The sequence below is a fragment of the Nocardia rhizosphaerihabitans genome, from assembly GCF_014646295.1.
Lineage (GTDB): Bacteria > Actinomycetota > Actinomycetes > Mycobacteriales > Mycobacteriaceae > Nocardia > Nocardia rhizosphaerihabitans.
On the sequence record NZ_BMNE01000002.1, the window covers coordinates 1,252,751 to 1,273,595 of the forward strand.

Consider the following 20,845-nt stretch of genomic DNA (forward strand, 5'->3'; position numbering starts at 1 on the left):
GAGGTCTGGTGGGGAAGCCGACTGATGGTGTGATCTACGGAGTTCGTCTCCGCACCGAGTATGACTATCGCTATATCGGGCTGACAACAAAGTCGGCGCATGTTCGGCTTCGCCAGCATTTCAAGGAAGCCGGTGCAGGTCGAAAGACCCCGTTCTACGATTGGCTGCGCAAACAGAATCGCGACGATGTAATTGCCGACGTCCTCGATTGGGTCTGCGGACTAGATCGTTTGGGCCGCGCGGAGATTGATTGGATTGCGTACCTGCGCAGGGAAGGCCAGCCGCTGCTCAATCTGGCTGATGGCGGACTCGGGCCGATTGGTGTGGTCTGGACTGCGGAAATGCGGGAGGCCGCGCGAATCCGGTCGACCGGCCGCCCGGGTGTGAGTCGTTTCGGAGAAGAGAATCCGTTTTACGGGGGCACGCACTCGGCTCCACAGCGGGCGAAGTGGTCGGCCGAGCGCAAAGGTACATATCAAGGCGAAGCCAATCCCAACTATGGGAAGTTCGGCCCCGAACACCCCGGATTCGGCCGCGTGATGTCGGAGGAATCGCGTCGGCGCCTTTCGGAGATGAGAACCGGCGCGGGAAACCCGAACTACGGGCGGACAGCAAGCGCCGAGACTCGGGCGAAGATGTCTGCTGTTCGGAAGGGCCGACCGATGCCGTCGAGTCGACGTAGCGCGCACACACGTCATCACACGAACAAGGGCGTGTTCAAACAGTCGTGTACGTACTGCGTCGAGGACCAGGCGAAACCGAGCGATCCCAAACCTGAGGCCGATAGCTGAACTCGATCGTCAGCCGGCACTGCCGAAGAGGTCGAAGCAGCACCAGCCGCCGCGGAACCACTGGACGGTCAGCTGCCAGAACGAGGGGTAGGTGCCGTCGGCGTGGCGGAGTTGGAGGCCGAAGGAGCACTTGCCGAATGTCGTTCGGGCGAGTCGTTGGACGACCGTGCGGTGCAGGAAGGACGCGCCGAGCCAGGCGAGGATGCCGTACAGGACGGCGGTCGGGCCTGGGGCGAGGTACCAGGTGGTGGCGCCGATCGCGGCGTGCAGCGTCATGTCGATGAGGAAGGCGGGGATGACCCCGGTCTCGTCGCCGCTGGAAGTGGTTCCGGTGAGCGGGAATTCGTCCTTCGGACGTGTGGGTTCCCGCGTTTCGGGTGCGACGAACTTCAGTCGCCCGTCGGCGTCGCGCTCGTATCCGCCGTTCCTCGTCGCGCGCCGGGGCGGTGCTGCGTTGCTCATGTGGCTCAGCGTGGTGGACACCGCTTAACAAAGACCCGGTGCCGACCTTGCCGACCTGGATCAGCCCGCGGAACCACTGGACAACCAGGGGAATCCCGAGGACGATCCGCTGCCACCGTCGGTGGGCAGGTCCGCGCCCGCCGAGCCGGGACGGGGGATGCGGACGGTGACCGGGGCGGTGCCGTCGGCTTCCACGGTGACGATGCGGGCGCCTGCTGCCGAGGTGACCCGGCCGCCGGTGACCTGTACTTCGTAGTCGTCGGGATGGAACAGGTCGGAGACGTAGATCTCGGTCGGCGCCGAGGCGGCGCGCGGTCGGTATCGGTAGGCGAAATCGCCGGTGCCGGAATCGAAAATCATCGCGTCGGGGGTCCCTGCGGTGGCTTGTGGATAGGTGCGGACAAGTTCGCGGCCGAGGTCGCCGCGGAAGGGGTCACCGTCGTTGCCGCGGTAGTGCCAGTAGTGCCAGCCGATGAAGCGTTCGTCGGCGCGAGTGGTGGTGTTGCGCAACACCGTCGGATCACCGTCGCCGAATTCGGTAACCATGGTGGGGATGTCGGTGCGGTCGGTGAACGAGTCGATGTTGGACCAGGTCTTGTCCTGCTGCACCGGGCACACCGCGCGCAGTTCCTCGGGGAGATCGAGGTAGATGGCGAGCTGGCTGGGGATGCAGTAGTCGTGCGGGGAGAACACGATGTCGGTGCTGGTGATGGGCGGATTCTTGCCGAGATGGCTCGGCATCGTCTCGTTCCAGGTGACGTTGGGCTCCCAGAACACGGGCACTGCGGCATTGCGGGCCCGCACCGCGTCGGTCAATCGTTGCAGTGCGCGTTGGTATTTCGCGTCGAAGTCCGGGCAGCCGTTCGGGAAGCAGCTGAGAAACGGTGAGCCGGGCCATGGTTCGTTGAGCAATTCGATGCCGAGCACACTCGCCCGCCCGTTCATCCGCTCGGCGAGCGCACCCAGCGCGACCCCGAGATGGTCGAGGACGCCGTGGGTGTTGTTCCAGACCTCGTCCCATCCGGCATTCATGCTCGGCATCAGGTAATAGAGCGGAAACCCGGGATTCGGCTCACCGTCGGCAGGCCGCGCCCGGATCGCCCACTCGGGAAACCCGTTGCCGCCCCATATCTTCGACAATCCGTCCTGATGGTTGTCGAGCAGCGTGTAGATGCCGTGCGCGGCCAGCGTGTCCACCACGTTCTCGACGCGATCGAGGTAGGCGGTGTCGACCACGCCCTCGCTCGGCATCAACCCGTCGAACGACACCCCGAGCCGCACGGTGTTGAACCCGTGCCGCGCCAACAGCGCCGCCGACGCATCGGTCAGGGCGAACCCGTCACCCGGCTCCAGATACGGCGCATCCTTGTCGACGGTGTTCACCCCGTGCAACAACACCGTCCGCCCGAACCCGTCGACCAGCGCCGCCCCCTGCGCCCGCACCGGCGTCAACGCGGCCCCCGGCTCCGCCCTCACCGGCGAGACCCCGGCACTCGCCATCATTCCCACCACCAGCGCCGAGACCGCCGACCACCGCACCACGTGCCCCCATGGCGATCGACCCGGTCCACGCAGCCGCCGAGTGCCCAGTATCGCCATAGAAATCCCTCGATCCACAGGTGGACATGCGTTCATTTGAACGCATGTCCAAGTCCGTTGGCGTGAGACCATAGCCGGATGGGATCGATGTGGTCAAGGACACATCGATTGTGAAAGTGATTCTGTGAGAACTGGTGGTGCTCAGCGCAGGGCCGGGATGACCTCGCGTTCGAAGAGTTCGATGCCGGAGGTGTCGTAGGCGGCTTCGGGGAAGTTGAAGATGGCGTAGTCGAGGCCGAGATTCTTGACGGTGGTGAGGCGTTCGATGATCTGGTCGGGGGTGCCGACGGCGGCGCTGGTGTCGAACTGTTCGTGGACACGGGCTTTGGCTTCGTCGGCGCCGAGGAAGGGGCTGAGGCGGTCGATGATGGCCGAGAGGCGTTCCTGGACTTCGGCTTCGGTGCTGCCGACGACGGTGTTGAAGTTGGAGCTGCGGGTGATGGCGGCGAAATCGGTGCCGACCTCGGCGCAGTGCTGACGCAGGATCTCCGATTTGCGGGTGAACTCCGCGGGCTCGCCGCTGAAGTTGGTGTAGTTCGCGTACTTCGCGGCGATCCGCAGCGTCTTCTTCTCGCCACCGCCGGCGACCCAGATCGGGATCCCGTTCTCCTGCAATGGCTTCGGGTGCACGATGGCGTCGTCGACCTGGTAGTACTTGCCGTCGAGGGTGGCCCGGCCGGTCTGCCACGCCTGGCGGAAGATCTGCACGCCCTCGTCGAGACGGCCGAGTCGCTCACCGGCGGGCGGAAAGCCGTAACCGTAAGCGCGCCACTCATGTTCGTACCAACCGCCGCCGATGCCCATCTCCGCCCGGCCGCCGGAGATGATGTCGACGGTGGCGGCCACCTTGGCCAGGTAGGCGGGGTTGCGGTAGCTCATGGCGGTACACATCTGCCCGAGCCGCACACGAGAGGTGCTGGCTGCGAACGCCGACATCAGCGTCCACGCCTCGTGGGTGGCTTCGTCGGTGGGGATGGGCACGGTGTGGAAGTGGTCGTAGACCCAGATCGATTCCCAGTCGGAGCCCGCGTCGAACCGCTGGGCCAGCTCGCGCATCACCGCCCATTGGTCTGCCGGTTCGATGCCGACCAGATCGAGCCGCCAGCCCTGGGGGACGAAGATGCCGAAGCGCACGGGTTTCTCCTCGGTGTGTTGACGTGTCCTGCCCACTTTTCCCACTGCCGCGCACCGAGGCAACCATTGAACGCGCGCCGCGCTGAATCCTGGACCGTTGGTTATTCGCTTGGCGCCGCGCCCGCGACCGGGCATGCTGGCACGGGTATGAACGATATGCGACGACCACGCCTCGGCGTGGACTTCGGCCGGGTCATCCAGGGGGCCGCACTCGAGCCGGGCGCCGCGGACACGGTATTCCTGTCCGGCGGCTTCGCCGAGGCGATGGACACACCGCCCACTCCCGACGCCTTCGACGTCCTGGCCCGGCTGGTGACTCGTTTCGACGGCCATGCCTGGGTGATCTCCAAGTGCGGCCCGCGGATCGAGGAGCGCACCAGGCAGTGGCTCGACCATCACGACTTCGCCACCCGCACCGGCATTCCCCGTGACCACCTGCGCTTCTGCCGCTCCCGCGCGGACAAGGCTCCGCACTGTGCGGAGCTGGGCATCACCCACATGATCGACGACCGCCTCGACGTGCACCGGGCACTACGCGGCCTGGTGCCCCGGCTCTACCTGTTCGGCGCGCAGACGGCACCGGCCCCGGACTGGCTGTGCCACACGCCCGACTGGCGGTCGGTCGAGCAGGTGGTCGGCGCCGATCTCGACGCGGTGGGTCAGGCGCTCGGGTCGCCGTAGGACGCGGCGATGTCCTTGGAGCTGGGCCAGCGGCTGTAGGTCGGCGACTGCGGCCAGCCCTCGGGGCTGTCCTGCCATTCCTCCTGGCGGCCGTAGGGGAGCGCGTCGATCAGGCCGAAGGTGTAGGCGAGCTGTTCGGTGCCGCGGCCGTCGGTGTGCCAGCTGCGGTAGACGGTGTCCCCGTCGCGCAGGAAGGTGTTCACCGCGAAGCCCTCGCCGGGGCCTGCGCCCATGTCGGCGCCGAACGGGCTGTCGTGGGTGGAGTACCAGGTCATCGTGTTGCCGACGCGACGCTTGTAGGCGAGGGCCTCATCGATCGGGCCCTGCGTGACGATCACGAAACGCGCGTCGTAGGCGGCGAGGAAATCCAGTCGCGCGTACTGCGCGGTGAGACCGGTGCAGCCGGGACACTGCCAGGTGTTCCCGTCGGTCCACATGTGGTGGTAGGTGATCAGCTGGGAATGCCCGTCGAAGACCTCGGCGAGCGAAACATCGCTCCCGTCTTCGGCTTTCAGTGTGTAGTCGGGCAGCTGCACGACGGGCAGGCGTCGCCGTTGCGCGGCGACGGCGTCGAGTTCGCGCGTCGCCGCCTTCTCCCTGATCCGGAGCTTGTCGAGCTCGGCCTGCCAGGTGTCGCGATCGACGATGGTCGGTAGTGCGGTCATGCGGACCACTCCTTCAATGTGTACGGCGTGCACATTTGATATGTTCACACCGTACACTTCGCCGGAAGGGAGTTCAACGGTTGGCCTACCACCACGGTGACCTCGCCGCGGCGCTGGTCGAGGCCGGGTTGGATCTCACCAGGTCGGGCGGTCCCGAAGCGCTGACGATCCGCGAGGTCACGCGCCGTGTCGGTGTCACGCCCAATGCCGCCTACCGGCACTTTCCCGACCGGCAGGCGCTGCTGCGCGCGGTGTCGGCCGCGATCGAGGCGGCGATGGCGACGGGGATGGCGGCCGAGCGCGGCTTGGTCGCGCCACGCGAAAGCCTGCGCGCGGTGGGCCTCGGCTATATCGGGTTCGCGCTGGCCGAGCCGGGCTGGTTCGCGGTCGCGTTCTTCGGTGCCGGTGACACCTCGCCGGAGTCGGTCCTCGACTCGCCCGCCTATCTCGCCCTCGCCGACGCGCTCGACATGATGGTCCACATCGGCGATCTCGCGCCCGCGGCGCGCCGGTCCGCGACCTGGAGTTGCTGGTCCACGGTCCACGGATTCGCCGAACTCGCCCTGCGCGGACCGCTGCGTCACCTCGACCGCGCCGAGCTGTGGAAGCTCGCCGAGCAGGCGGTCGACACGATCATCGCGGGGCTGCCTCGCGTGGTGTGATAGGGGTCACTGTGACCGGTGGTACGTCTGCGTAAAGATGAAACGTTCGGGCTCCGCATGTATTCTGCTGGTGGAAGGGTGTGCCCAGGTGGGTACTCCAGGCGATCTGCATCGGCGAAGGCCTGCAGCGACTGCGAGGAGGTGGTGTTGCCATGCGCAGCGAACCCCCCAGTCGAAGGCCGCGCGGCGTCGCCCCTTCGTCCTCTCACTGATTTCCGGCCGATTCGATTCGGCTGTGCGTGACGGTCGTGGCGGTGGACGCCCGCGGTGTGCAACACCGTCTCCCGATCCACTCTCGTAGCATCCACGCGGCCTGGCCGCGGGCATGCGCGCTGTCGCGCCAGAGGACTGTTCCATGTCGCAGATCGATCTCATCGAAGCACGTCACGTAGCCACCGATACCGTTGTGCCGGAAGCGGATTCGCCGCGCGCCGACCAGCAGTCCAGCGTCGCCGAGGACCACTCGGTGACCGAGGCGCTGGAGATCCTGTCGGAATCGGTGCGCCACCTCGTCGAGACCCACCGGGTCGACGGGGCGATGGACTGGCTCGACAGCCGCCCGCCGCACGTCATCGCCGACGCCCTGGCCCGGATGGACGCCGTGCAGGCGGGCGTGGTGTTCCGGCTGCTCGACAAGGACCGCGCGATCACCGTGTTCGAGGAACTCGAGCCGGTCGACCAGCAGCAGATCCTGCAGGGCCTGCGGGAGAAGAGCTTCCGCGATCTGGTCGAGGCGATGGACCCCGACGACCGCGCCCGGATGCTGCACGAGGCCCCCGCCAAGGTGGCCAAGAAGGTGCTGGCCGGGCTGAGCCCGCGCGAGCGCCGGATGACCGCCGCGCTGCTGGGCTACCCGGAGGGCTCGGTCGGTCTGTACATGACGCCGGAAGTTGTTGCGCTGCCGGACAATCTGACCGTCGCCCAGGCGCTGGCCTGGGTGCGAGCCAAGGGCGGCAATGCCGAGACGGTGTACACGCTGCCCGTCGTCGACCGCGGTCGCAGACTCACCGGCATCGTCGAACTGCGTGAGCTGGTGCTGCACGCGCCGGAGGCGATGGTGTCCGAACTCGTCGTCACCGAACCGGCTTTCGTGCGCGCCACCGACTCCGCGGAGAAGGCCGCGCGCCTGATGAGCTCCACCAACGACATCAACCTGGTCGTCGTCGACAGCGAGGACCGGGTCGTCGGGCTGCTCACCATCGACGACGCGATGGAGGTCCTGGAGGCCGCCGACAGTGAGGACGTCGCCAAGCAGGCCGGTTCGGCGCCGTGGGAGGGCCACTACATGGCCGCCAAGGTGTTCCAGCTGGCGCGCTACCGGGCGCTGTGGCTGATGCTGCTGCTGTTCGCCGCCACGTTGACCGTCAGTGTCACCGACGTGTTCTCGACGACCCTCGAGCAGGCGGCGAGCCTGGCGCTGTTCATCCCGCTGCTGATCGGCGCGGGCGGCAACGCGGGCGCGCAGGCCGCGACCGCGTGTGTGCGTGCGCTGGCCGTCGGCGAGGTGCGCGTCTCGGACCTGTTCAAGGTGATCTGGCGCGAATGCCGGGTCGGCCTGGTGCTGGGCAGCATGTTGGCCGCGGCCGGTCTGCTGATCGGCACACTGTTCGTCGGCCCGAAGATCGCGATCGTCGTGGCCATCACCCTGGTGATCATCTGCGGGTGGGCGGCGACCATCGGCGGCACGATGCCGTTGCTGGCCAAGAAGTTCCGGATCGACCCCGCGGTCGTGTCGGCGCCGATGGTGACCACCCTCGTCGACGCGACCGGCCTGATCATCTACTTCACCACCGCCAAGCTGGTGCTGGGGATCTGAGCTCAGCGTTGCGGGAACAGGGTGAGCACCTTGGCCATCACGTCCTTGGCGACGTCGTCGGTGGCCGCGACCACCTCGACGATCGGGATGCGTCTGCCGAACGCGGTGGACTCGGCCGGTAGTTCCGGGCCGACGGCGGCGGTGTAGATCGGGATGGAGCGGTCGTAGACCGAGACCGAGCGGTGCACCGTCCGGCCGTCGATGTGGTCTTCGGTGCTGTTGGCGGCCAGGTATTCGGGGACGCGGTACTCGTAGCCGACGGTGATCTTCTCACCGCGGTAGCTGAACAGGCACTGGGTGAGTCGCTTCTCGTCGGAGGGGACGGCGCCGGCGAGCTTGCCGCGGACCGTGCACGGGTCGGCGCCGAGCAGCACGGTCGGCACGGTGTCGGGGGAGGTGCCCTGGGGTGGCGACTGCCGCCAGCGTTCGATCATGCCGGGGATCAGTTCGTCGGCGACGGTGCACGGGTTCCTGCCGGGCGTGGACAGGCCGAGGTAGAACGTGGCGCCCGCCGGGAAGTGGGCGGTCGCGCCGCAGGCGCGTGGCTCGCCCGCATCGCGGTCGGGGACTAGACGGACGGTCACGTCGCCGAGCTGTTTCGTCACGCCCCTGCCGCCCGGGGTGAGCCCGGTCAGCAGGGTGGCGTGCCAGGTCAGCGTCGTACTCTGGCCCGGTGTGGCGCTGCCCAGAATCGCCCGGCACGAATCCAGTCCGACGGTGACACTCTTGATGTCGCCGAGGTGTCCCATCGCCTCGCGCGGCAGTACCGCGCACACATCGACCTGGCGCGTCGCCTGGGCCACCTCGTCGCGTTGCTGCGGGTTCTGCGGAACCTTCGACCAGAACTCCGGTGGCTGGGCCGGGATCAACGGTGCGGGCGGTGGTGGCAGCGTTCCGTAATCGGGAGCCTTGTCCGCATCGTCACCGCACCCCGCGCAGACAAGCAACGTGACAGCGGCCAGCACCATTCTGCGATACATCGGCTCCCCTGTCCTCGGCGGACCCGGGCCGGACCCGCACCCGATTCACCGAGTCTGCCCGCGCGGGCAATCCGGCCGCAAACATCCCGGACGGGTCGTTCCCAGAACGTTGTCACCGCTGCGGGCCTCAGTTCAGCAGGGGCAGCGTTTCGCGCATGATCTTCTCGGCGACGGCGGAATCGGCCGTGACCGAGACGGTCGGCACCCGAGGGCCGAGCAGGGCATCGGTCGCGCCCGCGGCCAGCGGCGGGCCGACGACGGCGGACAGCGACGCGAGGCCTGGCTGCGCGCCCGCCGTATCGAATCGGTACACCTGTCTGGCGCCGACCGTGAACGCGGGCAGATCGTCGAGGATCGTGCGTTCCTCGTTGTAGTCGTAGGTGATGATCGCGTCGCGGCCGTCCACGGTCAGTTTGCAGGTGGCGACCCGCTGATCGGCCACCGGCACCCGCACGCCGAGGAAGGGGGCGACAGCGCACGGGTCGGCCCCGGTGACCACCGTCCGATCCGAGTCGGGCGAGCTGCCCTGAGCCGGTTCCTTCCGCCACTCCACCAACGCGATCCGCAGCAGCGCCTCGGTCGTGGCACACGCGTCCTGCGGCGCTCGCACGCTCATCGACAGATCGGCGCCGGACACGAACCGCGCCCACGCCTGGCAGCTCCCACGCACCTGCGGATCGTCGGACTGCGCCGGTTCGTCGTCGAACAGCACCCGCACATCACCCATGGCCTGTTCGGTCACCGGCGCGTCCATCGTCGGCTCGCCGGAGAACATCACCCCGGCACTCCAGGTCGCGTCGATCCCGGTCAGATGCCCGTCCACGGCGATATTGACCCGGCACTGATCCGGCCCGACATTGTCCACAGTCCGCACCTCCCCCAATCCACCGAGCGCCGCCCGCGGCAGCAACGCACACACATCGATCGCCCGCACCTTCCGCAGCACGGTCAGCTTCTCCTGGTCGGAAACCGCTGCGGTGGACCAGAACCCGCCGGTCGGCATAGAGTCGGCGGCTTCCTCGCGCTGGCATGCGACCACGATCATCGCCGCCGTGATGAGCAGAATGAGTCGACGCACGAGCCGCAGTTTGCCGGGTACCCGGTGTGAATGCAAAGCGCGGGAGTGGCCGGATTCACCCGGTGACGGGTCCCCGCACGGATGTGGCGAATCACTGGTGAGGCGATGGTGGTGCGGCGGCGGTCGTGCCGCACAATAGGGGCCGCGTGTGTGGTGCGCGTGTTCGGTCGAGGAGGCCGGAATCGACGCGCCGCAACACAAGCTGTTGTGCTTACGGGCGTTGTCACCCACTACGAGTAGTGTTCAGGGTGAACGGGCTCGCGGCGCGGGTCAAGGGTCTGGCGGAAAGGTGTGGAGGCGGAATGAAGCTCATCGATCGGGTAAGCGCCATCAATTGGAATCGGGTGCCCGATGAGAAGGACGCCGAGGTCTGGGATCGCCTGACCGGCAACTTCTGGCTGCCGGAGAAGGTGCCGGTGTCCAACGACATCCCCTCCTGGAACACCCTGACCACCGACGAAAAGCAGCTCACCATGCGGGTCTTCACCGGCCTGACGCTGCTGGACACCATCCAGGGCACCGTCGGCGCGGTCTCGCTCATCCCCGACGCGCTCACCCCGCACGAGGAGGCGGTGTACACCAACATCGCGTTCATGGAGTCGGTGCACGCCAAGAGCTACAGCTCGATCTTCTCGACGCTGTGCTCCACCAAGGAGATCGACGAGGCGTTCCGCTGGTCGGAGGAGAACCGCAACCTGCAGCGCAAGGCCGAGATCGTCCTGTCGTACTACAACGGCGAGGACCCGCTCAAGCGCAAGGTCGCCTCCACGCTGCTGGAGAGCTTCCTGTTCTACTCCGGCTTCTACCTGCCGATGCACTGGTCCTCGCGGGCCAAGCTCACCAACACCGCCGACATGATCCGCCTGATCATCCGCGACGAGGCCGTGCACGGCTACTACATCGGCTACAAGTACCAGAAGGGCCTCGAGCTGGTCTCCCAGGCCGAGCGCGACGAGCTCAAGAACTACACCTTCGAGCTGCTCTTCGAGCTCTACGACAACGAGGTCGACTACACCCAGGACCTCTACGACGAGGTCGGCCTCACCGAGGACGTCAAGAAGTTCCTGCGCTACAACGCCAACAAGGCACTGATGAACCTCGGCTACGAGGGCCTGTTCCCCAAGGACGAATGCGAGGTGAACCCGGCGATCCTGTCGGCGCTGTCGCCCAACGCCGACGAGAACCACGACTTCTTCTCCGGCTCCGGCTCGAGCTACGTCATCGGCAAGGCGGTCAACACCGAGGACGAGGACTGGGAGTTCTGACCGAACCAGGTCCATGACGACGGCGGCGCACCTGCTCGGGTGCGCCGCCGTCGTCATTGTGCGCGCTTGCGCCAGCGCAGGGGTGGCATGCCGTAGCGGCGGTGGAAGGCGCGGTTGAAGGCGGCCTCGGAGTGATAGCCGACGGCGCCGGCGATGCGGCCCACCGGTTCGTCGGTCGAGCCGAGCAGATGGGCGGCGTGCTCGAGGCGTCGGTCGGTGACGTAGGCGCCGGGGGACTGGCCGAGCAGCCGGGTGAATCGTTCGGTGAAGGTGGAGCGGGACAGCCTGGCCAGTGCCGCGAGTTCGGCAACCTGCCACTGGCGGTCGGGGTTGTTGTGGATCGTGGTGAGGACCGGGCCGAAGGCGGGGTCAAGGGCCGCGGTGAGCCAGCCGGGGGCGGCGTCGTCGGCGGACCAGGCGCGCAGTGCGTGGATGAACAGCAGGTCCAGGATGCGCGAGATCATCACGCCCGCACCGGGTCTGGCGTCGGTGATCTCGACGACGAGCAGGTGCAGGCTCAAGGTCAGCCAGTCGCGCTCGGCGCTCGCCCGGATCAGCACCGCGGCGGGGAGTACCGACAGCAACGGATCGGCGATCGTTTCCTCGACTCCGAAGGTGCCGGTGACCCAGCGCGGCGTCGCCGGATCGGTCAGTTCGTCCACGCGGCGGTAACTGTCCGCCGCGGTGAGCTCGCGCTCGGCGGGAGCGGGCGATCCGGCGCTGATCACGTGGCGGTCGCCGCGGGCGAGCAGGGCCATATCGCCCTCGTGCAGGGTGAACGACTGCCCGTCGACGTGCAGTTCGAGGTCGCCTCGCTCGGCGATGTGCAGCAGCCGGATGCCACCCGGAATCGCGATCGCGAACGGGGCCGAGGGCGCGCAACGGACGAGCCGATCGCCGCGCAGCCGGACGGTATGCAGGATGTCCGACAGGGCGTCCAGCTCGGTTTCGGGGGCGAGGGGACTGCCGATGGCCGGTTGATCGGCAAAATTTCCCGGCCCAACAGTCATAGTAATTGCCTCATCATCCAAATATCGTGGATCTTGCTCGTCGCGTCAATCGGCGCGAACCCGACCGAGAGAGAGGAATGACATGGCTGCCAAGCCGACAATCGTTCTGGTTCATGGTTTCTGGGGTGGTGCCGCGCATTGGGCCAAGGTGATCGTGGAGTTGAACCGGCGGGGCTATTCGGCACAGCACGCGGTGGAGAACCCACTCACGTCGCTGGCCGAGGATGCCGAGCGGACCAGAAAGATGGTGGCCCAGGTCGACGGCCCGGTCCTGCTGGTCGGGCACTCCTACGGTGGTGCGGTGATCACCGAGGCCGGTGACCAGCCCAATGTGGCGGGCCTGGTCTACATCGCTGCCTTCGCGCCTGATGCGGGGGAGAGCCCCGGTGCGATCAGCCAGGAACAGCCGCCCGCCGCGTTCGCCAATATCGCGCCGGATTCGGACGGCTACCTGTGGATCGCGCAGGACAAGTTCCGCGAAAGCTTCTGTCAGGACCTGACTTCCGACGAGGCGCTGGTGATGGCGGTGACCCAGAAGGCACCGCTCGCCTCGACTTTCGGTGACACGGTGACCGCGCCCGCGTGGAAGGTGAAGCCGAGCTGGTACCAGGTGTCCACGGAAGACCGGATGATCCACCCGGACAACGAGCGCCGGATGGCCGCGCGGATGAACCCGCGCAAGACCATCGAACTCGCCGCGAGCCACGCGTCGCTGGCCTCGCAGCCGGGTCCGGTGGCTGATCTGATCGAGACGGCGGCGCGGGACATCTGACGCAGACCGGTGACGGCGGCGGAGCTGTCCGCCGCCGTCGCGCTGCCCGCGCCGATTGGGCCCAAGTCGTCCGCCGCGGTCCGTAGCGTCGTCGGCATGAGTAGCGAGATCGTCCCGTTCCACATCGACATCGCCCAGTCCGACCTGGATGACCTGCACCGCAGGCTGGCCGACGCGCGCTGGCCCGACCAGCAGCCGGGCGCGGAGTGGAGTCGCGGCGTACCGGTGGAGTATCTGCGGGAACTGGCCGAGTATTGGCGCACCTCCTACGACTGGCGGGCGGCCGAGGCGGAGCTGAACAAGTATCCGCAGTTCGTCACCGAAATCGACGGGCAGCGCATCCATTTCCTGCATGTGCGGTCCGCGCAGCCGGACGCGACGCCGTTGCTCCTCACCCACGGCTGGCCGGGGTCGATCGTCGAATTCCTCGACGTGATCGGCCCGCTCACCGATCCCGGCGCCCACGGCGGCGACCCTGCCGACGCCTTCCACCTGGTGATTCCCTCGCTGCCCGGATACGGATTCTCCGGTCCGGTGACCGAACCCGGCTGGAACGCGACCAGGATCGCCGCGGCGTGGGTCGAGTTGATGAGCAGGCTCGGCTACGAACGGTACGGGGCGCAGGGTGGTGACTGGGGTGCGTTCATCACCCCGGAGGTCGGTCGGGCCGGTGGCGACCGGGTGATCGGCATCCACGTCAATGCCGCGACCTTCGGGTTCATCCCGTTCGGACCGGTCTCCGATGCGGAGAAGGCGACGATGACCGAGGCCGAGCTGGCCCGGCTCGACCGGCTCGCGTTGTTCAAGAGCGAGGGCAGCGGCTACTTCCGGATCCAGTCGACCCGTCCGCAGACGCTGGCCTACGGCCTGCACGACTCACCGATCGGCCAGCTCGCCTGGATCGTCGAGAAGTTCAAGGAGTGGACGTTCCCCGCCGACGGCCTCCCCGACGCGGCGGTGGACCGTGATCGCCTGCTCACCGATGTGATGCTCTACTGGCTGACCGGCACCGCGGGTTCCTCGGCCGCCCTCTACTACGAGGCCACACACACCCGTTCCTGGCCGACCGCGCCGCTGACGACGCCGACCGGTGTCGCGGTCTTCGCCGAGGATGTCGCGATCCGCCGCTACGCCGAGGGCAATGCCGACATCGTGCACTGGTCGGAGTTCGACCGTGGCGGGCATTTCGCGGCGATGGAGGCGCCCGACCTGCTGGTCGGGGATATCCGCGCGTTCTTCCGGGGTCTGCGCTGACTCAGCGGTCCCACGGTGCCCGCAGGTCCGGGTCGTCGAAGGCTTTCGCCGCGTCCAGGTAGAGCTCGGAGATCCGGTGCTTCACCCGGTCGCGGTCTTTGTCGGGGATGTCGGCCTGATCCAGACGCGCCGCGGCATTGGCGACCGCGCGGAAGACGCGGGTCGGTTGTCCGTCGATGATGTCGGCGACCGGGAACTTGTAGTCGGCCTCGGTCGCCGGGTTCCCGCCGGGTTGCCGGTACAGATAGATGCCGGCCAGCTTGAGCGGATCGCCCTTGGCCCATTCGAGCGCGTCGTGCTCGGCGCGGTGACCGGTCCATTCGTGGTCGCGCGGGGCCCACGGGAGATCCAGATCGGCGGCGTTGTCGGAGGCGGGCGGGACTCGCTCGCCCTCGGAATGCTGAGCCATGTTTCCTCCTCGTACAGCGGCGACGGAGCAACGGCACCGGGACGGCGCGACGTCATGGATCACTGCCCGCCATGATAGCAATCGCGCCGCTACCTGCGGTTTGCCCATGGAAGTCGGGGTTTTCCGATCTGCGTGGTTGCGGATCTAATCGGAGGATGACCGCGATCGGACAGCAGGCCACCCTCGGGGCGATTCTCGGTCGCGGCGGCACCGGCGACGGGATCGCTGTGATCGACGGCGGCACAACCATGACCTACGGCGCTTTGGCCGACTCGGCGAATCGGCTCGCCCGGGAGTTGATCGCGCACTCTGTCGGCCCGGAAACCGTGGTGGTGCTCGCCGTGCCGCGCTCGGCGGAGCTGGTGCGCGCGGTGTCGGCGGTCGCGGCGACGGGCGCCGCGCTGCTGCCGATCGATGTGCGACAGCCGCAGGCCCGGCGCCGCTATCTGCTGGCAGACTCGGCGGCCACCATCGGGATCACCACCCGCGCCTTGCTCGCCGACCTCCCGGCATGGATCACCTGGCTGGTGCTCGACGACCCCGACCTCGTGCGGCGGTGCGCGACCCGTGATCCAGCGCCGCTCACCGATACCGACCGCGTGCGCCCGACGCATGTGGACCAGCTCGCCTACGTGCTCTACACCTCCGGGTCGACCGGCACACCGAAATCCGTCGCCGTGCCCCATCGCGGGCTGGCCGCGCTCGTCGCCGAGGTGTCGGCCCATCTCGGGCCGTGGGAGCAGGCTCGCGTATTGCAGGTCAGCTCACCGGGTTTCGATCTCTTCGTCCATGAACTCATGCTGACGTTCACGCATGGCGCGACCTTGGTCATCGTGCCGCCGGAGATCACGGTCGGTGCTGAGCTCGACGAGCTGATCGCGGGGCAGGCGGTCACCCACGCGGTGCTCACGCCGGCGGTGCTCGCGACTCTCGACCCGGCTCGGCACGCGACGCTGCGTGGTCTGGTCGTCGGCGGTGACGCCTCGGATCCGGCGCTGGTCGCGCGGTGGGCGCCCGGACGGACGTACCTGAACAGCTATGGACCGACGGAAACCACCATCTTCGTCTCCGCCACACCGGTGGTCGCGGGCGGGCCGATCGTCCTCGGGGCGGTGTTCGACGGCTGGTCGGCGCTGATCCTCGACGAGTGTCTGCGTCCGGTCGAGCCCGGCGAGCCCGGCGAGCTCTACCTGTCCGGGCCCGGTGTCGCACGCGGATATCGGCGCAGGCCGGGCGCGACGGCCACGCGATTCGTGGCCGACCCCTTCGGACCCGCCGGTGCGCGGATCTACCGCACCGGCGACCTCGTCCGGCGGCGTCGTGCCGACGACGACGCGGCACCGGGCGCCTTGGAGTTCCTGGGCCGCACGGACTTTCAGCTCAAGGTGAGCGGCATCCGGCTCGAGCCGGGGGAGATTGATGCCGTCCTCGCCGGGCACGCGGACGTGCGCTCGGCGATCACCATCGGGTGGCGGACTCCGGCTGGTGCGCTGGTACCGGTGAGCTATGTGGTGCCGGAGCCGGGACGCGCTGTCGACACTGCCGAGCTGATGATGTTCGCGCGCGAAAGACTGGCCGCGCACGCCGTGCCCGCGACGGTGATCGTCCTCGACGCGCTGCCGCTGACCCCCGTCGGCAAAGTCGACCGCGCCGCGTTGCCCGCCCCGATGTTCGCCTCCAGCGGTGGTCCGGCGCCGACGGATTCGGTCGAACGCCTGGTGGGCACCGTCATCGCCGGTCTGCTCGGCGTGGAATCGGTCGGCGTCGACGACGACTTCTTCGCCCTGGGCGGCAACTCCCTGCTCGCCGCCCAGCTCGGCGCGCGATTGGCGGCGGCGACCCGCAAGCACGTCCCGGTGCGCACCGTGTTCGATGCGCCGACGGTCGCTCGGCTCGCCGTCGTGATACGGCACATGTCCAAGGCCGCGCCGCGGCCCCCGGTGACGCGCCGCAGTAGGCCCGACTCGCTGCCCCTTGCTCCTGCCCAGCAACGACTGTGGGTGCTGAACCGGCTCGACCATCGGTCACCCGCGGACAACATCGCGCTGGCGGTGCGGCTGCGCGGGCCGCTCTCGGTCGCCGCGCTGCGAGCCGCGTTCGATGATGTAATCGAACGGCATGAACCGCTGCGCACGCTCTACCTGGACCAGGAGGGCGTCGGCATCCAGCACATCCTGCCGATCGATCACGTACGTACCGCTCTCGTTCCGGTCCGGCTGCGATCGGATGAGCTCACCGCCGCGCTGGCTGAATTCGGCACGGCGGGCTTCGATCTCACCACCGAGATGCCGATGCGGACGCGTCTGTTCGCGGTCGGCGAGGACGAGCATGTGTTGGCCGTGATCGTCCACCACATCAGCGCCGACGGGTGGTCGCTCGGTCCGCTCCTGCGGGATCTGCTCGCCGCGTACGCAGCTCGGCTCCATCAAACCGGTTGGGGCCGAAGCAGTTTTCCGATTGCCGGGGCGCCCGCCGGTCCGGCGTTCGAGGCAGGTTCGGGGTTCGAGGCGGACTCGGCCGGAGAGGACGGTGGGTCGCTCGGACCAGCGCTCGAGCCGCTGCCCGTTTCCTACGTCGATTACGCACTGGCACAGGGGGACTGGCTAGCGCAGGACTCCGGTGCGGCGACCCTCGATGGGCAGTTGCGGTACTGGCGGGTCAGGCTCGCCGGACTGGCTCCGCGACTGGAATTGCCGGTCGACCGCCCGCATCCGCCTGTCGCGTCGGGGCGCGGCGCGGTGGCCGCTTTCGAATTCGACGCCGAGCTCACCGCTCGGATCCGCCGGATCGCGATGGCGCACGGCGCGACTCAATTCATGGTGCTGCACGCGATACTCGCCGTGGCCCTGGCCCGCTCGGGTGGCGGCGCCGACATTTCCATCGGCACCCCGGTGGCCGGGCGCGGCGGGCCCGAACTCGATGATCTCGTCGGCATGTTCGTCAACATGGTGGTGCTGCGCATAACGGTCGACCCGGCCGACCCCTTCACCGCATTGCTCGCCCGCGCCCGCGACATCGGCCTCGGCGCACTGGCCAACGCCGACATCCCGTTCGAGCGTGTCGTCGAGGCTCTGGACCCGCCCCGCACCCGCGCACACCACCCGCTGTTCCAGGTGGTGCTCACCGCAGCGACCGACGCGGGCCCGGTCGGGACCGACCTGGGCGGACTGACAGTCGAACCTGTCGACCCGGTCGAATCCCCGGCGAAATTCGACCTCCAGCTGACGATGTCGGACCCGGCCGCGGCCACCCTCCGCGTGGCAATCACCTACGCGACCGACCTGTTCGACCGCGACACGATCGACCAGCTCATCCACACCGTGGACCGGATCACCAGCGCGGTCACCGCGGACCCGTCGGCAACGGTCGGCGACATCGACCTGATCGATGCGACCCGCTCGGCGGCAGTGCGGGCCCCCGCTTTGATCCGCCCCGACCAGCGGATACTGGGCGACCTGTTCGACCTCGCGGCGCATCGCCATCGACATGCCGTGGCGATCCGGTCCGGCGAAACCACCGTGACCTACGGAGAACTCGACGACCGCAGCGCCGCCCTCGCACGGGAACTGGTGGCGGCCGGGGCGGGCCCAGAGCGCCGGGTCGCCGTCTTCATACCCCGCTCGGCCGACCTGGTCGTGGCGATCGTCGCGGTGGTCCGCAGCGGCGCGGCGTATGTTCCCGTCGATCCCGACTATCCCCGCGACCGGATCGACTACCTGCTGGCCGATGCACGGCCGGTATGTGTGATCACTGCGGGCTTGATCGTCCACAGGACCGACGAGCCGGCAGCGGGGGCAGTGGCCCGATCGAACGACGAGGGTGGCGAGGAGCGCGGGGTCGATCCAGGAACCCGACCACGACCTGCTTCGGTAGGCGTAGGACACGACTCGGCCGATCCACCGACTGATGCTGTGCCGCACGATGTCTCGGACCAGGGGGAACGGCATATCGTTTCGCGGCGCCCTGCCGAGGCCGATCGGGTGGCTTTCGAGACCAGTCCGATTCGCCATGCCCGTGCGGTGAACGTCGCGTACGTGATCTACACCTCCGGCTCGACGGGGGCACCGAAAGGTGTGGCGGTCGAGCATCGCCAGATCGTGGCCCTGCTCGAGCGGACCCGGCGTGTGCTGTCGACCCGGTCCACCGATGTGTGGGCGCTGTTCCATTCGGTCGCGTTCGACTTCTCTGTGTGGGAACTGTGGGGTGCGCTCACTACCGGCGCGGCGCTCGTCGTCATCGACAAGGACACCGCGCGATCGCCTGAGCAGCTGCGGGAACTCCTGGTCCGCGAACAGGTTTCGGTACTCGGTCAGACCCCCTCGGCCTTCGCCGGGCTGGACGATACCGACGCGCGTGCCACTGGTGCTCCACTTGCCTTGCGGCGCATCGTCTTCGGTGGCGAGGCCCTCGATCCGCGACGGCTCGCCGCCTGGATCGATCGGCACGGAGCCTCAGGTCCCGCACTGGTCAACATGTTCGGCATCACCGAGACCACGGTGCACGTCACGCACACCACGATCACCACGGGTACCTACGCGCGGGCGGGTAGCCCGGTCGGACAGCCGCTCGACGGACTCAGCGTGCAGATTCTCGACGACCGGTTGCGGCCGGTGCCGACGGGCGTCATCGGCGAGATCTACGTGGCCGGTGCGCAGGTGACGCGCGGCTACCTGCATCGGCCCGGCCTCACCGCCACTCGATTCGTCGCGAATCCCGGTGCGGTGGGCGGTGTTCTGTACCGTTCCGGCGACCTCGGCCGGTGGACGCGCGAGGGCACGCTCGAACACTTCGGGCGCGCGGATCGCCAGGTGAAGATTCGCGGCTACCGGATCGAACCCGCCGAAATCGAAGTGGCACTACTGGATTGCCCCGGCGTCGGCGCCGCCGCCGTGGTCGTGCACGAGGATCCGACAACCGGTCGCCAGCTGGTCGGCTATGTCGTACCGGGTGGCAGCAACAGTGCGGTCACCGGTCCCGGGAACGCCGCGGTCACCGGTGGCGGGAACGCCGCGGTCACCGGTGGCGGGAACGGTGCGATCGCCGGTGGCGGGTACACCGCGCTCTCGGGTAGCGGGGTCCGCGCACAGCTGCGTGAACGGCTGCCCGAGCATCAGGTTCCCGCGGCCGTCGTCGTCATCGACGCGCTGCCCCTCACCGCGAACGGCAAGCTCGACCTCGCTAGGTTGCCGAGCCCCGCGTTCACCTCCGATCGTGCCTACCGCGCACCTCAGGGGCCGGTCGAGCAGCGGATCGCGGCGGTGTACGCCGAGCTGCTCGGCTGCGATCGGGTCGGCGCCGACGACTCGTTCTTCGACCTCGGCGGCAACTCGATGGTCGCGACCAGGCTGGTGGCGCGGCTGCGCACCGAGTTGGCGGCCGAGGTCGCGCTCGCCTGGCTGTTCAGCGACCCGTCCCCGGCCGGTCTGGCACGCCGGATCGCCGAGGACACGGGCGAGGAGTCGGCGCTGGCGCCGGTGCTCGCCCTGCGCGCGCGTGGCAGCGGCGCACCGCTGTTCTGCGTCCATCCCGTGGTTGGTCTGTCCTGGAGTTTCGCCGGCCTGTCCGCCGAACTGGACTGCCCGCTGTATGGCGTGCAATCCCCGGCGATCGTCGAGGACGCGCCGCCGCCCGAGTCGATCGACGCGCTGGCCGCCGACTACGTGACCAGAATCCGCGCCGTCCAGCCGCACGGACCGTACCGGCTGCTCGGTTGGTGCGTCGGCGGCGTGATCGCGCACGCCATGGCCGTGCGGCTGCAGGATCTGGGTGAGCAGGTCGAGGTGCTGGCGATGCTGGACTCCTTCGTCGGCGACGTCGGCTACCGCAGCGCGGCGCCGGTGACCGTCGGCGACCTGCTCGGCCAGTTCGGCACCGAACACGAACTCGCCACGCCGGTCACCGATTTCACGCCCGAGGACGCGGTCGCCTTGGTGTCGAACCTGCCAGGCCCGTTCGAGGAGCTGACCGAGGAACGGGTGCACCGGCTCTTCGCGGGCATCCTGCACGCCCAGGTGATCGGTGCGGCGCATCGCCCCCGCGTCTTCCATGGTGACCTGCTGTTCTTCACCGCGGACCGCGACGACCGCGGTGAGGGCAGAGCCGCCGGGGCGTGGCGGAACCACATCGCCGGCGACATCCGCAATGTGCCCGTCGACGCCACCCACTGGGACATCACCGGCGCGGCCGCGCTGCGGACGATCGGGCCCGCGCTGGCCGCCGCGCTCGAGGGGTGGGCGACGGTACAGCGCGCCGCGAGCTGACGGTGGC

Annotated in this window: 16 protein-coding genes; 8 read left to right on the forward strand and 8 right to left on the reverse strand. The window is 68.4% G+C overall.

Going from position 1 to position 20,845, the window contains the following annotated elements; translation table 11 throughout:
* Positions 1-8: 8 nt before the first annotated feature.
* Entirely contained in the window at positions 9-791 is a 783-nt protein-coding gene (locus tag IEY60_RS12330; RefSeq protein WP_229739726.1) for an NUMOD3 domain-containing DNA-binding protein, read from the forward strand.
* A gap of 9 nt (positions 792-800) precedes the next feature.
* On the opposite strand, the gene IEY60_RS12335 is transcribed toward IEY60_RS12330, so the two are convergent.
* The 3 genes from IEY60_RS12335 to IEY60_RS12345 form a co-directional block, all read right to left on the reverse strand.
* The gene (locus IEY60_RS12335) at positions 801-1,253 is read right to left on the reverse strand and encodes an RDD family protein (protein WP_189027153.1); all 453 of its coding nucleotides are present in this window, start codon (positions 1,251-1,253) and stop codon (positions 801-803) included.
* A 60-nt stretch (positions 1,254-1,313) separates the two neighbouring features.
* The gene (locus IEY60_RS12340; protein WP_189027566.1) at positions 1,314-2,756 is read right to left on the reverse strand and encodes an endoglycoceramidase I; all 1,443 of its coding nucleotides are present in this window, start codon (positions 2,754-2,756) and stop codon (positions 1,314-1,316) included.
* Between the two features lie 237 nt (positions 2,757-2,993).
* Positions 2,994-3,986, reverse strand: a complete 993-nt coding sequence (locus IEY60_RS12345) for an LLM class F420-dependent oxidoreductase (protein WP_189027155.1) — start codon at positions 3,984-3,986, stop codon at positions 2,994-2,996.
* 147 nt (positions 3,987-4,133) lie between these two features.
* On the opposite strand from IEY60_RS12345, the gene IEY60_RS12350 reads away from it, so the two are divergent.
* Positions 4,134-4,667, forward strand: coding sequence for a hypothetical protein (locus IEY60_RS12350; protein ID WP_229739727.1), 534 nt, complete (start codon positions 4,134-4,136; stop codon positions 4,665-4,667).
* Here IEY60_RS12350 and IEY60_RS12355 read toward each other — a convergent pair.
* A complete protein-coding gene (locus tag IEY60_RS12355) occupies positions 4,646-5,332 on the reverse strand; it encodes a DUF899 domain-containing protein (protein ID WP_189027157.1) in 687 nt (228 codons plus the stop codon). The two genes, IEY60_RS12350 and IEY60_RS12355, sit on opposite strands and share 22 nt — an antisense overlap.
* An 80-nt stretch (positions 5,333-5,412) precedes the next feature.
* Between IEY60_RS12355 and IEY60_RS12360 the strand changes: the two genes are divergently transcribed.
* Together IEY60_RS12360 and mgtE are read left to right on the forward strand one after the other, a co-directional pair.
* A complete protein-coding gene (locus IEY60_RS12360; protein ID WP_189027159.1) occupies positions 5,413-5,994 on the forward strand; it encodes a TetR/AcrR family transcriptional regulator in 582 nt (193 codons plus the stop codon).
* A 355-nt stretch (positions 5,995-6,349) separates the two neighbouring features.
* Positions 6,350-7,810, forward strand: coding sequence for a magnesium transporter (mgtE, locus tag IEY60_RS12365; RefSeq protein WP_229739728.1), 1,461 nt, complete (start codon positions 6,350-6,352; stop codon positions 7,808-7,810).
* A gap of 2 nt (positions 7,811-7,812) precedes the next feature.
* Here the strand turns inward: mgtE and IEY60_RS12370 are convergent, their stop codons facing one another.
* Together IEY60_RS12370 and IEY60_RS12375 are read right to left on the reverse strand one after the other, a co-directional pair.
* Positions 7,813-8,790, reverse strand: a complete 978-nt coding sequence (locus tag IEY60_RS12370) for a peptidase (protein ID WP_189027161.1) — start codon at positions 8,788-8,790, stop codon at positions 7,813-7,815.
* A gap of 127 nt (positions 8,791-8,917) precedes the next feature.
* Complete coding sequence (locus tag IEY60_RS12375; protein ID WP_189027163.1) at positions 8,918-9,868, reverse strand: hypothetical protein; 951 nt, start codon at positions 9,866-9,868, stop codon at positions 8,918-8,920.
* 302 nt (positions 9,869-10,170) lie between these two features.
* On the opposite strand from IEY60_RS12375, the gene nrdF reads away from it, so the two are divergent.
* Positions 10,171-11,133 (forward strand): class 1b ribonucleoside-diphosphate reductase subunit beta, encoded by a 963-nt coding sequence (nrdF, locus tag IEY60_RS12380; RefSeq protein WP_189027165.1) that lies wholly within the window; start codon positions 10,171-10,173, stop codon positions 11,131-11,133.
* 53 nt (positions 11,134-11,186) lie between these two features.
* Here the strand turns inward: nrdF and IEY60_RS12385 are convergent, their stop codons facing one another.
* Positions 11,187-12,143 carry an AraC family transcriptional regulator gene (locus IEY60_RS12385; protein ID WP_189027167.1) on the reverse strand — a complete coding sequence of 319 codons (957 nt, stop codon included), beginning with the start codon at positions 12,141-12,143 and terminating at the stop codon, positions 11,187-11,189.
* A gap of 82 nt (positions 12,144-12,225) precedes the next feature.
* Here IEY60_RS12385 and IEY60_RS12390 point away from each other — a divergent pair, with 82 nt between their 5' ends.
* Together IEY60_RS12390 and IEY60_RS12395 are read left to right on the forward strand one after the other, a co-directional pair.
* Positions 12,226-12,915 (forward strand): alpha/beta hydrolase, encoded by a 690-nt coding sequence (locus IEY60_RS12390; RefSeq protein ID WP_189027169.1) that lies wholly within the window; start codon positions 12,226-12,228, stop codon positions 12,913-12,915.
* Between the two features lie 96 nt (positions 12,916-13,011).
* Positions 13,012-14,169: an epoxide hydrolase family protein gene (locus tag IEY60_RS12395; protein ID WP_189027171.1), complete on the forward strand. Its 1,158-nt coding sequence runs from the start codon at positions 13,012-13,014 to the stop codon at positions 14,167-14,169.
* 1 nt (position 14,170) lies between these two features.
* On the opposite strand, the gene IEY60_RS12400 is transcribed toward IEY60_RS12395, so the two are convergent.
* On the reverse strand, positions 14,171-14,578 hold the full coding sequence (locus tag IEY60_RS12400) for a hypothetical protein (RefSeq protein WP_189027173.1): 408 nt from the start codon (positions 14,576-14,578) through the stop codon (positions 14,171-14,173).
* A gap of 155 nt (positions 14,579-14,733) precedes the next feature.
* Between IEY60_RS12400 and IEY60_RS12405 the strand changes: the two genes are divergently transcribed.
* Entirely contained in the window at positions 14,734-20,838 is a 6,105-nt protein-coding gene (locus IEY60_RS12405; RefSeq protein WP_189027175.1) for a non-ribosomal peptide synthetase, read from the forward strand.
* The last annotated feature ends 7 nt before the right edge of the window (positions 20,839-20,845 follow it).